11 protein-coding genes are annotated in these 12,848 nt (G+C 70.5%); 6 read left to right on the forward strand and 5 right to left on the reverse strand.

Annotated features, from left to right (window positions below):
- Position 1: 1 nt before the first annotated feature.
- From H512_RS0121185 to H512_RS0121195, 3 genes are all read right to left on the reverse strand, one after another.
- On the reverse strand, positions 2–874 hold the full coding sequence (locus tag H512_RS0121185; protein WP_026785104.1) for a GntR family transcriptional regulator: 873 nt from the start codon (positions 872–874) through the stop codon (positions 2–4).
- A 77-nt stretch (positions 875–951) separates the two neighbouring features.
- Positions 952–3,288, reverse strand: coding sequence for an ATP-binding protein (locus tag H512_RS25400; protein WP_156899601.1), 2,337 nt, complete (start codon positions 3,286–3,288; stop codon positions 952–954).
- A gap of 300 nt (positions 3,289–3,588) precedes the next feature.
- Positions 3,589–5,124 carry a YifB family Mg chelatase-like AAA ATPase gene (locus H512_RS0121195; protein ID WP_026785105.1) on the reverse strand — a complete coding sequence of 512 codons (1,536 nt, stop codon included), beginning with the start codon at positions 5,122–5,124 and terminating at the stop codon, positions 3,589–3,591.
- A gap of 303 nt (positions 5,125–5,427) precedes the next feature.
- On the opposite strand from H512_RS0121195, the gene H512_RS0121200 reads away from it, so the two are divergent.
- From H512_RS0121200 to H512_RS0121220, 5 genes are all read left to right on the forward strand, one after another.
- On the forward strand, positions 5,428–6,993 hold the full coding sequence (locus tag H512_RS0121200) for a methyl-accepting chemotaxis protein (RefSeq protein WP_084798682.1): 1,566 nt from the start codon (positions 5,428–5,430) through the stop codon (positions 6,991–6,993).
- A gap of 253 nt (positions 6,994–7,246) precedes the next feature.
- Positions 7,247–7,471: a hypothetical protein gene (locus H512_RS0121205; protein WP_026785107.1), complete on the forward strand. Its 225-nt coding sequence runs from the start codon at positions 7,247–7,249 to the stop codon at positions 7,469–7,471.
- A gap of 88 nt (positions 7,472–7,559) precedes the next feature.
- Complete coding sequence (locus tag H512_RS0121210; RefSeq protein WP_026785108.1) at positions 7,560–8,909, forward strand: MFS transporter; 1,350 nt, start codon at positions 7,560–7,562, stop codon at positions 8,907–8,909.
- A gap of 87 nt (positions 8,910–8,996) precedes the next feature.
- Entirely contained in the window at positions 8,997–9,563 is a 567-nt protein-coding gene (locus H512_RS0121215; protein ID WP_026785109.1) for a helix-turn-helix domain-containing protein, read from the forward strand.
- A 1-nt stretch (position 9,564) separates the two neighbouring features.
- Positions 9,565–10,086 carry a GNAT family N-acetyltransferase gene (locus H512_RS0121220; RefSeq protein ID WP_036793080.1) on the forward strand — a complete coding sequence of 174 codons (522 nt, stop codon included), beginning with the start codon at positions 9,565–9,567 and terminating at the stop codon, positions 10,084–10,086.
- On the opposite strand, the gene H512_RS0121225 is transcribed toward H512_RS0121220, so the two are convergent.
- Both H512_RS0121225 and H512_RS25405 read right to left on the reverse strand, forming a co-directional pair.
- Complete coding sequence (locus H512_RS0121225; protein WP_026785111.1) at positions 10,059–10,883, reverse strand: TrmH family RNA methyltransferase; 825 nt, start codon at positions 10,881–10,883, stop codon at positions 10,059–10,061. The two genes, H512_RS0121220 and H512_RS0121225, sit on opposite strands and share 28 nt — an antisense overlap.
- A gap of 3 nt (positions 10,884–10,886) precedes the next feature.
- Positions 10,887–11,822, reverse strand: a complete 936-nt coding sequence (locus H512_RS25405; protein ID WP_053240125.1) for a class I SAM-dependent methyltransferase — start codon at positions 11,820–11,822, stop codon at positions 10,887–10,889.
- 298 nt (positions 11,823–12,120) lie between these two features.
- Here H512_RS25405 and rph point away from each other — a divergent pair, with 298 nt between their 5' ends.
- Positions 12,121–12,843, forward strand: coding sequence for a ribonuclease PH (gene rph, locus H512_RS0121235; RefSeq protein WP_026785112.1), 723 nt, complete (start codon positions 12,121–12,123; stop codon positions 12,841–12,843).
- The last annotated feature ends 5 nt before the right edge of the window (positions 12,844–12,848 follow it).

Genomic DNA, 12,848 nt, shown 5'->3' on the forward strand with positions numbered 1-12,848 from the left:
CTCACGGCTCCGCCGGCATCGACCGCACGAGCCACGCCCGCGCCGTGGCGAGATGGCGCCGGCAGGCGGCCTCCGCCGCCTCCGGCCGGCGCGCCTCCAGCGCCTCGATGAGTTCGAGATGCTCGCGGAGCGCCGCCCGGCGCTGGCCGACATCGGCGCTCTCGCCGCAACGGCGGAGGACCACGGCGACGACTTCATGGAAATCGGCGACGAAGCGGTTGCCCGAGGCGCCGGCGATCAGCCGGTGCAGCCGGTCGTCGAGCGCCGGGAATTCGGCATGGCGGCCGTCGAGATCGGCGAGCAGTTGCTGATGGTCCCGGCGCAGCGCCGTGAGGTCGGCCCAGGCTGGATCGCCGACCGGCCGGCCGGCAAAGGCGGCGACCGATCGCGGCTCGAACAGCTCGCGCACCGCGCAGACTTCCTCGGCGAAGCGGCGGGTGAAGCCGCGGAGCTGCCAATGGCTGTTCGGCCGCTTCTCGATCAGGCCGGTGCGGCTGAAGCGGATCAGGAACTCCCGCAGCGAGGTGGTGCCGATGCCGATCTCGCGGGCAAGCTCCAGCTCGTTGATCGGCGTGCCCGGCCGGCCGGCCAGCACGCGCTTCATGACGGCGCGCTCGATCACCTCGGGCAGCGGACTGGTCTCGTGCTCGGGAAAGAAATCCGCCGCGAGCGGCGGCCGCCGCACCGTCTTGGAGCGGCGGTTCCAGTCGACGAGGCCGGCCTCCACCATCTCGAACAGGATGGTGCGCACGGTGGTGCGCGACACGCCCAGGAGATCGCCGAGTTCCGGCTCGGACGGCAGGCTCTCGCCCGGCACCAGCAGCTTGAGGCAGCGGTTGTAGGCGTCCTTGAAGACGGTGTTCTGCTTGGGCATGTCCGCGTCCTCGCCCGGAAGGTCCGGAAAGACTGCAACAATCCGGGCCACGGCGCCAGGGGAGCCGAAGAGCCGCCTCAGGAGGCGTGGGCGATGTCGCCGCTGGCGCTCGCCGCCAGCAGCGTCTCGAGGTCGGCCGGCCGCAGCGGCTTCGCCAGCCAGGCGTCGAACAGGCCGTCCTCGCAGCGCGCCCGCGTCTCGGGCAGTGCGTCGGCGGTCAGCGCGGCAATTACCGGCTGGCGGCCGTCGCGATCGGCAATCATCGCCCGCATGCGCCGCGCCGCCTCGATGCCGTCCATCTCGGGCATGTGCAGGTCCATCAGCACCACGTCGAAACCGCCGCCGCCAGCCAGCAGGGCGGCAGCGGCGCCGAGCGCCTTCTGGCCGTCGGCGCTGAGCGTGACGGCGTGGCCGGCCCGCTCGACAAGCGCCCGGCCGAGCAGCAGGTTGATCTCGTTATCGTCGCACAGCAGCACCGACAGGCGGTGCGTCGGCGCCGGCGGCTCGGCGATGACCGGCTCCACGGCGGCCGCGAACTGGCCGTGGCCGAGCAGCGTTTCGACGACGGCGGCCAGCGAGCGCGCCCTGACCGGCTTGACCAGATAGGCGCCGTAGCCGGCCGCCTGCAATTCGGGCAGCATCGGCCGCTCGGCGGCGGTGATCAGCACGCCGACCGGCGTCGCCGAGAAGGCACGGATGCGCTCGATGACCGCCAGCGGGTCGCCGGCGGCGGCGTCGATCAGCACGGCGTCCGGCCGCCAGGAGCCGACCACCTCCTGCTCGATGTCCTTCTGGGTGGCAAGCGTCACGTCGGCGCCGGCGTCGAACAGGCGGCGGATCAGGAACGGCCCCTCGATGAGAGCGTGCGACACCACCAGGATGCGGCGACCGGCAAAGGGGCGCTCGCTGACGGGCGGCGGCGCCGGCGGCTCGCCGGCCCGCGACGCGAAACTGGCGGCCAGCAGCGCCAGGGCGGCGCGGGCGCCGAAAGCGTCGCCCTCCGGTTCGTCCGGACCGGAAGCCACCGGGACGGCTGGCGCGTCGGGCAGGGGCACCGCCCGGGAGGCGGCCAGCGGGAAGCGCAGCGCGAAGCTGAAGCTGGCGCCTTCGCCGGGCGCCGAGTCCAGCCGGATATCGCCGCCCATCAGCCGCGTCAGCTCCCGGGCAATGGCAAGGCCGAGGCCGGTGCCGCCGTGGGCGCGGGCCGGACCGGGGTCGGCCTGCTCGAACTCGCCGAAGATGCGCTGCTGGTCGGCCTCGGCGATGCCGATACCGGTGTCGCGCACCAGGAAGGCGACGCCAATGCCGCCCTCCGTCTCGTCGGTCATCTGCACCTCGATGGCGACGCCGCCCTCGGCGGTGAACTTGATGCCGTTGCCGGCGAGGTTGAACAGCACCTGACGGACGCGGATCGGGTCGGCGTAGACCATCAGGTCGAGCCGCGGATCGATGTAGGCGGCCAGCTCGATGCCCTTCATCTCGGCGCGCGGCGCCATCAACTCGACGAGGTCCTCGACGACGGCGACGAGCGAGGTCGGCTCGGGTTGCAGCGTCAGCCGGCCGGCCTCGATCTTGGAGAAGTCGAGGAGGTCCTCGATCAGCGTCAGCAGCGCCTCGCCGGAGGTCTCGATGGCGCGGGCGTAGCTCCGCTGCTCGGCGGAGAGCTGGGTCTTCTGCATCAGCCCGGTCATGCCGAGGATGCCGTTGAGCGGCGTGCGGATCTCGTGGCTGACCATGGCGAGAAAGCGGCTCTTGGCGGCGCTCGCCGCCTCGGCCTGATCGCGGGTCTTCTCCAGTGCCGCCTCGATGGCCTTGCGGTCGGTGATGTCGCGGCCGAGCGTGCGGGTGCCGGTCACCACCCCGTTCTCGACGATCGGCGTTTCCGAGAAGGAGAACCAGCGCGGCCCGTCGACGGTCTCGACGCGGAGGTCGCCGGCAAGCCGGCTCGGGCCTTCGCGCAGCAGGGCGTGGCCGGGCAACGCGGCCAGCGCCATGAGACGGCGGCGGAGCTGCCGCCAGGGGTCGGCGCGCTGGGTGTCGCGCGCCGCGACGTCGGAGGCGGCGAACAGCTCGCCGGCGGCGAGATCGGCGGCAAAGGCCGAGAAGTCGAGGCCGATGAAGGCGCCGGGCGGCTGGCCGAGCCGGGCGGTGGCGGCGGCATTGGTGGAGGTGATACGACCGGCCGTGTCGCGGCTGATGACCAGATCGCCATCGGCCTCGTCGGCCGGGCCGACGGCGGCGTCGTAGAGGCGGCCGAGGTCGCGGCGGGCGACGCGGCGGCCGGCCTCGAAAAGAACGGCGCCGCCGAGCAGGGCGGCGAAGCCGGCCAGCACCGGCAGCGGCGCGGCGACCAGCGGCGCCAGCACGGTGGCGGCGGCGGCGGCGAGCGCCAGCGTGGCGGCAACGGCGAACAAGACCTTCCGCCACAGCACCCGCGACAGGAGCCGGAAAGACTTCGGCCGTGCGGCCGATGCCGGACCGGCAGGCGACGGCTCCGGGCGCGGCGAGGGGTCGGGCGAGAACTCTGAATGGCCGATCATATCCGTCACGGGGTGCGGCGCGGTCGAGCGGCGTTCCCTGCTGGGCATCCGCCGGCCTCATCCGTCCGGAGGAGACCCGCAGAGGCTAGACCGGCAAGGTTGCCAATCGGTTGATGAGCGGGCGAAATCCGCCGGCCTTGCCGGCCGGCGCCGTCCTGTTCGTCGGGTGGCCGCTCAGGCCGCCCGCGCCCGCCGGTCGGGACCGGTGCGGTAGGCGATGGCTTCGCCGACGTGCATGCGGCCGACGTCGTCGGCGCCGTCGAGATCGGCCAGCGTGCGCGCCACCTTCAGCACGCGATGATAGCCGCGCGCCGACAGCGACAGCCGCTCGGCCGCCTGGCCGAGCAGGGCGAGGCCGGCGGCGTCGGGCGCCGCCACGCCGTCGATCACCGCGGCCGGCGCCGTGGCGTTGGTGACCGACGCATCGAGGCCGAGGGCGGCGTAACGTTCGGACTGGAGGACGCGGGCCTTGGCCACGCGCGCGGCAACGGCCGACGACGGCTCGCCGGTCCGCCGCGCGCCGATCAGGTCGGACGCCGACACCGCCGGCACCTCGACGGTGAGGTCGAAGCGATCCATCAGCGGCCCCGAGATGCGCTCCTGGTAGTCGGCGGCGCAGGCCGGCCCGCGCCGGCAGCTGTGGCCCGGCGTGCCGGCGAGGCCGCAGCGGCAGGGATTCATGGCGGCGACCAGTTGGAAGCGGGCCGGATAGGCGACGCGATTGTTGGCGCGGGCGATCACCACGTCGCCGGTCTCCAGCGGCTGGCGCAGGCTGTCGAGCACCGCCGGGCTGAACTCCGGCAATTCGTCGAGGAACAGCACGCCGCGATGGGCGAGCGACACCTCGCCGGGCCGCGCCCGGGCGCCGCCGCCGACCAGCGCCGCCATCGACGCCGAATGGTGCGGTGCCCGGAACGGCCGGCGGTCGCTGAGCCGGCCATCGGCCAGCGTGCCGGCGATCGAGGCGATCATCGAGATTTCCAGCAGCTCCTGCGGCTTCAGTGCCGGCAGGATGGACGGCAGGCGGCTGGCCAGCATCGACTTGCCGGAGCCGGGCGGCCCGACCATCAGGAGGTTGTGGCCGCCGGCCGCCGCCACCTCGAGCGCCCGCCGGGCGCTTTCCTGGCCCTTGACGTCGGCGAGGTCGGGCAGCGACGCCAGGACGTCGGCCACCTTGGGCTCGGGCCGGGTCATCACCTGCGTGCCCTGGAAGTGGTTGACGACGGCGATCAGGCTGATCGGCGCCAGGATCGGCATGTCGGCATCGGCCCAGGCGGCCTCCGGGCCGGAGGCGCGCGGGCACATCAGGCCAAGCCCCTCGGCGTTGGCGGCGATGGCGGCCGGCAGCACGCCGGCTACCGGCGCGATGGTGCCGTCGAGGCTGAGTTCGCCGAGCACCACGTAGTCGGCCAGCGCGTCGGCCGGCAGCGCGCCCATCGCCGCCATCAGGGCGAGGGCGACGGGGAGGTCGTAGTGACTGCCCTCCTTGGGAAGGTCGGCCGGCGCCAGATTGACGGTGATGCGTTTGGCCGGCAGCGCCAGGCCGGAGGCGGCCAGCGCCGCCCGCACCCGCTCGCGGCTCTCAGTCACCGCCTTGTCGCCGAGGCCGACGATGGTGAAGCCCACCTTGCCCGGTCCCATGTGGACCTGAACGTCGACCGGCGTCGCCTCGACACCCTGAAAGCACACGGTCCTGACGTGGGTGACCATCGTTCGTTCTCCCGAGCCACCACAACCTAAACGGACATACGATTGCATGTCAAGAACGAGAAGGGAACGAAAGGGGTCTTTATGTTCCAGCGGCGGTTGTCTGCCCCGATACTGGCCAGACGACCGGGCCGATCCGCCAGCCAGCGATCGGCACCGGCCTCCTGGAAGGCCCCAGAGAATGCTTACCCGGCAAACAGACCGACGAGCCGTTTCGGCTTTCTTAACCTTGTTAGGCGATTCTTGTGATGAAAAAAGTTCCATAAAAACTACCGGATTACGCGGATCGCATCCGCGAACGAGGTGATGATGGGTGCCAGGCCTTCCGAAATCGCTCTCAAGCGTTCCCCGCCGCAGCAACAGGCAACCGGCCTGCCGGATGCGAAGCTCGACGGGCGGCTGACCGCGCTGTTCGAGAGTGCCGATCCCGATTCCCAACTGAGGCAGATGATTGCCGACGGTCTGCGGCCGGAGGCCCTTCGCCGGGGTATCGAGGCGCACATGTCGTCGGTGCTTGCCGAGGCGCTGCGCCGGTCGGCCTGGGTGTTCGGCCGGTCGAGCGAGGCGGAGCGGCTCTGCCTCGCCTACGCCCGCATCGTGGCGGCCCTGGAACAGCTCGCGGCGAAAAGCGAGCACGAGGCAACCATCGCCGAGCTGCGGGTCTGCCATCAGGTGAGGACGCTGCAGGGCCTGGCCAAAACGGTGGTCGGCGTCAACGCGGTTGCCGTCGAACTGGCCGGGCTGTCCGACAACGTTGGCGAGCTGGCCGTCAGTTCCCAGGCGATGGCCAGCGCCACGGCGGAGATGGTCGCCTCGATCGGCGAGATTTCGCGTTCCAGCCATGAGGCGCTCGGCCAGTCGCGCCTGGCGTCGGAGGCGACGGTGCAGTCCGGCCAGGCGGTGGAGCGGCTCGGCACCGCCATCTCCAACATCAGCTCGGCGACGCGGGAAACCAAGGAGAAAGCCTCGGCGCTGGCCGACGCCTTCGATCACATCGCCCAGATCCTCACCGTCATCGACGTCATCGCCAAGCAGACCAACCTCCTGGCGCTCAACGCCACCATCGAGGCGGCGCGGGCCGGCGAGGCCGGCAAGGGCTTTGCCGTCGTCGCCTCGGAAGTGAAGGTGCTCGCCAACCAGACGGCCAGCGCCACCGAGAACATCGGCAGCCGCATCGAGGGCATGCGGCAGGTGATCACCGGCATGACCGAGGCGATGACCCGCACCGAGGCGGCCGTCGGCTCGGGCGAAGGGGTGATCACCGAGGTGTCCGGCTCGATGGGGCGGATCGGCGGCCTGGTGTCCGGTATCCTGGGACGCATCGATTCCATTGCCGCGGTGCTCGAGGAGCAGCAGGCGGCCAGCGCCGAGATCGCCGCCTCGGTGGAGGCCGGGTCGAAGCTCGCCCAGCATAACCGCGAACTCATCCAGACGATGGCCGGCAAGCTGGAGGCCAGCAACCTGCAGACCGAGGAGCAGGCCACCAGCCTGTTCCAGGCCGCCGAGGGGCAGGCCATGATGATCGAGATCGCCAAGATCGATCATATCCTGTTTAAGAAGCACATCGTCGACGCGCTGCTCGGCCACCGCAGCTACCCGAGCGCCAGCGTGCCGGATCATCACTGCTGCCGGCTCGGCAAATGGTACGACAGCTTCAAGGATGCAAAAATCCGGGCGTCGGCCGAGTTCCGCGCGCTCGAGGTGCCGCATCAGCGGGTGCACCAGGAGGCGAAGGCCACGCTGGAGATGCGTGAGCAGGGCCGGAACCCGGAAGCACTGAGCCATCTTGCGGCACTCAACGAGGCCGGCGACGAGGTGGTGCGGCGGCTGGAGGACCTCGGCCGCAGCGCCTTTGCCTGCGACGCAGCCTGACGAGGGGTCGGCGCCAGTCTCGGGAAATCCGGAGAATCGATTGCAGGCGGCATCGGCATTACTGTCGATGCCGCCGACACTCTTGCACCCAGCGCTGGATGCATACCACCGGCGCTCGGGCTTGCCGATCGGAGCCACCGTCGACTTAACGACGCATCAATGGCCGGCGGCTTGAGTTTCAATCCATAAAAGCAACAAGGATCGGATCCGCCATCCCCACCTGCATCTCTTCTTGCGGACGACCACTTCGCTGATGGTCGCCGCCTTCGTCCTCCTGTTGGCCGGCACCGTCGACTGGGCGGCCGGCGCGGTTGAAACGACGTCGCGGCAGGTCGTCGCCTTCCCGATAAGCGTTGCCGCCAGAACGGCTGGCGGGTTGCTTTCTTTCAAAAGCCGGCTCTCCGAAGAACGGTTCCGTCTGTTCATGGCAGCCATGCGCAACAAAATGTCGGACTCGCCCTGTAGTCGCTTAACATGAGCAGCACATTCGTCTAACAAGCCGGTCTCCGGACCATCCCCGGCGCGCCGCCGCCGGGACCGGACACCGACCAGACGAACGGAAAGCCATGTCCAGCACAACTCTCGCCGCGCCGGTCGCCCGCCCCGGCAACTCGCGCACTCGCGTCATCCTCGCCAGCCTCGTCGGCACCACCATCGAATTCTACGATTTCTACGTCTACGCCACGGCCGCCGTGCTGGTGTTCCCGCACCTGTTCTTCCCGGCCGGCAACGACACCACGGCGCTTCTCTCCTCCTTCGCCATCTTCGGCGCCGCCATGGTCGCCCGGCCGCTCGGCGCGCTGTTCTTCGGCCATCTCGGCGACAAGCGCGGCCGCAAGGTGACGCTGGTCGCCGCCTTGCTCACCATGGGCATCGCCACCTTCCTGATCGGCTGCCTGCCGACCTATGCCTCGGTCGGCTGGCTGGCGCCCTTCCTGCTGGTGGTGTTGCGCCTCACCCAGGGATTTGCCATCGGCGGCGAGTGGAGCGGCGCGGCGCTGGTCGCCACCGAGAACGCGCCGGCCGGCAAGCGCGCCTTCTACGGCACCTTCCCGCAGCTCGGCGCGCCGATCGGCTTCATCATCGCCAACGGCCTGTTCCTGATCATCTCGGCGGCGCTGCCCACCGACGATCCGACGCGGCCGTCGCTGGCCTTCCTCGACTGGGGCTGGCGCATCCCGTTCCTGTTCTCGGCGGTGATGGTGGTGGTCGGCCTCTGGGTGCGCTTCAGCCTGGTGGAGAGTGCCGCCTTCGAGAACACCGTGAAGACCGGCAAGGTGCGCCGGCTGCCGATGGCCGACGCCGTCCGCCATCACGGGCGCGAGCTGGTGCTCGGCACCTTCTACATGCTGGCCACCTACGTGCTGTTCTACCTGATGACCACCTTCTCGCTGAGCTACGGCCGCGCCGCCACCACGGCGGCGGTGCCGGGCCTCGGCTACGACTACCGCACCTTCGTCACCATGATGATCGTCGGCGTGGTGTTCTTCGGCGTCTTCACCATGGTCTCCGGCCCGTGGGCCGACCGCTGGGGCCGGCGGCGGACGCTGCTGTGGGTGACGGCGGCGATCATGCTGTTCGGCCTCCTCTGGGTGCCGATCCTGTCGCTCGGCAGCTTCGGGGTGATGGCCTTCCTGATCGTCGGCTTCACGCTGATGGGCATGACCTTCGGACCGATGGGCGCGCTGTTGCCGGAGCTGTTCCCGGCCAACGTCCGCTATACCGGCTCGGGCATCTCCTACAACGTCTCGTCGATTCTCGGCGCCGCCGTGGCGCCGTTCATCGCCGTGGCGCTGTGGACCTACGGCGCCGGCAGCCCGTTCTGGGTCGGCGTCTATCTGACGGTGATGGCCGGCCTCACCTTCGTGTCGCTGCTGCTCGGCAAGGAAACCAGCGGCGTCGACATCGACGCCTGAGCCACCACCGCGAAGCATGAAAAGACGGTCGCCCCCGGGCGGCCGTTTTTTGTTGTCCCGGGCGCCGTAGTCTCCTATAAGAGACGAATGGATACTATCGAAGACGAAACCGGTGCCCGGCTTGCCGCCCGCATCCGCCTCGAACGCGAGGGCCGCGGCTGGTCGCTGGCCGACCTCGCGGCGCGTTCCGGCGTCGGCAAGGCGACCATCTCCAAGATCGAGCGTGGCGACGCCTCGCCGACCGCCGGTGTGCTGGTCCGCCTCGCCGCCGCCTTCGACCTGACGCTGGCCAGCCTGCTCGTCCGCGCCGAGGCCGGCGCCGACCGGCTGATCCGCGCCGCCGACCAGCCGACGTGGCGCGATCCGGCCACCGGCTATCTGAGGCGGCAGGTGTTTCTGAGGCCCGATCATCCGCTGGAAATCGTCGAGGTGACCATGCCGCCGGGCAGGAGCGCCCTGTTGCCGGCCGCCTCCTATGCCTTCATCCGCCAGGTTGTCTGGCTGATCGAGGGCGAACTGGCGATCACCGATGCGGACGGCCGCCACGCGCTCGCCGCCGGCGACTGTCTCGGTTTCGGCCCGCCGGCCGACGTCACCATCGCCAATGAGAGCGACGTGCCCGCCCGCTATGTGGTGGCGCTGACCAGGAGCTAAGATGCCCGATATCCGCCCGCTTCTTCCCGACGATGCCACCCTCGACGCGCTCACCGCGCTGCTCGTCGAGACGGTGGCGGCCGGCGGCTCGGTCAGTTTCATGGACCCGCTGCCCCCGCAGGACGCCCGCGCCTTCTGGCGGGAATCGCTCGCCGCCGTCGCCCAGGGCAAGCGGGTAGTGCTCGGCGCCTTCGACGGAAACGACCTCGTGGGCACGCTGACGCTGCTGCTCGACTGTCCGCCCAACCAGCCGCACCGAGCCGAGTTCGCCAAGATGATGACCCGGCCGGACCATCGCGGCCGCGGCGTCGCCACGGCGCTGATCGTCGAGGCTGAAAGGATCGCCCGCGACCGGGGGCGGACGCTGATCGTGCTCGATACGGCGAGCGACGGCGGCGCCGGGCCGCTCTATGAGCGCTGCGGCTTCCGTCTGGCCGGCGAGGTGCCGAACTATGCGCTGAAGCCGCAGGGCGGCCTCACCGGCACGCTCTTCTATTACAAGGAATTGCGCCGCAATTCGTAGAGCATGACGCCGGTGGCCACCGCGAGGTTGAGGCTGTCGGCCCGGCCGGCCATCGGAATCTTGACGCGGACGTCGCAGGCCGCCGACATCGGCTCGCTGAGGCCGGCCTGCTCGTTGCCCATCACCAGCACCGTCGGGGCATGGGCCTCCACCTTGCGATAGTCGTGCGTCGCCTTGAGATGCGTGCCGACCAGGCGGACGCCGGACGCCCTGGCCCAGGCGACGAAGGCGTCGCGGCCGGTCTTCACCAGCGGCACGTGGAACAGCGAGCCCATGGTGGCACGCACCGCCTCGAAGGAGAAGGGATCGCAGGTGTCGCCGATCAGCACGACGCCCTTCGCCCCGACCGAATCGACCGTACGGATGATGGTGCCGAGGTTGCCGGGGTCGCGCACCTCTTCGAGCGCCACCCAGACCTCGCCCTCGCCCACCTTGACGTCGGCGAGCGGCCGCAGGCGCTGGCCGAACACGCCGACCACCATCTGCGGATTGTCGCGGCGGGTGATCTTGGCGAGCACCGCCTCGCTCATCTCCAGAACGTCGCCGCCGCGCGCCCGGACGGCGGCCGCCGCTTTCGCCACATGCGGCTGGTCGCGCACCGCCGGCGCATAGGCGACGGCGGCGATCGGCCAGTGCTCCTCCAGCGCGTCGGTGACCAGCTTCAGCCCCTCGCCGAGAAACTGCCCGGTTTCCTCGCGCGCCTTCTTCATGGCGAGCGCCCGGATGTCCTTGACGACCGGGTTGGTCAGCGAGGTGATCTGCCGCACGGCGCCGGGCGCCTTTTCCCTGTCGGCCATGGCTCAGGCTCCGATAAAACGGGAATACATCGAGGTGGCGAGCAGCCGGCCGGGCCGGGCGGGATCGCCGGTCTCGCGCACCGCCAGCTCGCCCGACGAGATCGTGCCGGGGCGGTGGCCGAGGAGATCGGCCGTCACCTCGTGGATGGACAGGAAGGAGGCGCGGATGGCATAGGCCGTCAACACCGCAAACGACGGCCCCGGCGCCAGAAGCTGGCGGGTGAGGTCGAGCAGATGCGGCAGGTCGGCTTCGAGCGACCACACCTCGCCCTCCGGACCGCGGCCGAAGCGCGGCGGGTCGAGCAGGATGCCGTCATAGCGCTTGCCGCGCCGGATGTCGCGCTCGGCGAATTTCACCGCGTCGTCGACGATCCAGCGGATCGGCGCCGCGTCGAGGCCGGCCAGCGCCTGGTTCTCGCGGCCCCAGGCCACCGATTTCCTGGAGGCGTCGACATGCGTCACCTCGGCGCCGGCCTCGGCGGCTACAATCGAGGCGACGCCAGTGTAGCCGAACAGGTTGAGCAGCCTTGGCTTGTCCGGTCCGCGATGGGCCTTCAGCCGCTCGGCCATGAAGGTCCAGTGGGCGATCTGCTCGGCGAAGATGCCGACGTGGCGGAAGGCGGTCAGCCGGCAGACGACGGGAAGGCCCATCACCCGCATCTCCCAGGCGGTGCCGATGCCCTCGGCCGTACGCCAACGGCCGGGGCCGTCCTCCTCGACGTCGCCGGTGAAGGCGGCGCCGGCCGCCGCCCAGGCCGACGGATCGAGCCGGCGCGGCCCCATGGCCTGCGGTTCCGGCCTCACCACGACGAGATCGCCGTAGCGTTCGAGTTTTTCGCCTTCGCCCATGTCGAGGAGGCGATAGTCGTCCCAGCCGTCGGTGACGAGCAGCGAGCCGACCTGTTCCTCGGCGCGGCGCGGGCCTAGCACCGCCGGCATCGGCCGCTTCGGGGCGGCGGCGCCCGACGGCCGGGCCGGGCCGCGGGGCTCCCTCGCGGATTCGGTCGGGCGCGGCTCCGGCCGGCGGGATGGCGGTTTCGGGGCGAAGGGCGGCTTGGCCAAGGCGGAGGTTCCGGGCAAGGAAGGATCTTCGGCCCCTTATACACGGCCGCCGGCCGGAATGAAGGCGGCTTCCCCTGTCTTTGATCGATCCCGCCCTTTACGGCCCTTCCCCGACGAGGCTACAAGGACGCGACCGCGCGGGGCCCGTCCCGCCCAGACTTCAACGGAGAGATCCATGCGCCCGTCCCGCCGTGCCCCCGACGAGTTGCGTCCCGTCAGCCTCGAACGCGGCGTGTCGCGCCATGCCGAAGGCTCCTGCCTGGTCAAGTTCGGCGACACCCACGTGCTGGTCACCGCCTCGGTGGACGAGAAGGTGCCGCCGTGGCTGCGCGGCGGCGGCAAGGGCTGGGTGACCGCCGAATACGGCATGCTGCCGCGCGCCACCGGCGAACGCATGAAGCGCGAGGCCGCCGCCGGCAAGCAGTCGGGCCGCACCCAGGAAATCCAGCGGCTGATCGGCCGATCCTTGCGCGCCGTCGTCGACCTGATCGCCCTCGGCGAGCGGCAGATCGTCATCGACTGCGACGTCATCCAGGCCGACGGCGGCACCCGCACCGCCTCGATCACCGGCGCCTTCGTGGCGCTCCACGACGCCATCGAGTGGATGCGCCGCCGCAACCTCGTTCCCGCCCAGGCCAAGGTGCTGCGCGACCACGTCGCCGCCATCTCCTGCGGCATCTCCGACGGCGTGCCGGTACTCGACCTCGACTATATCGAGGATTCCTCGGCCGAGACCGACGCCAACTTCGTGATCACCGGCTCGGGCGGCCTCGTCGAGATCCAGGGCACCGCCGAGGGCGCGCCCTTCTCGGAAGAGGAATTGCAGAAGCTGCTGAGCCTCGCCAAGGGCGGCATCGCCAGGCTGATCGACTTGCAGAAGGCGGCCATCGCGTCGTGACGGAG

Origin of the sequence: Pleomorphomonas koreensis DSM 23070 (assembly GCF_000425185.1) — a bacterium.
Lineage (GTDB): Bacteria > Pseudomonadota > Alphaproteobacteria > Rhizobiales > Pleomorphomonadaceae > Pleomorphomonas > Pleomorphomonas koreensis.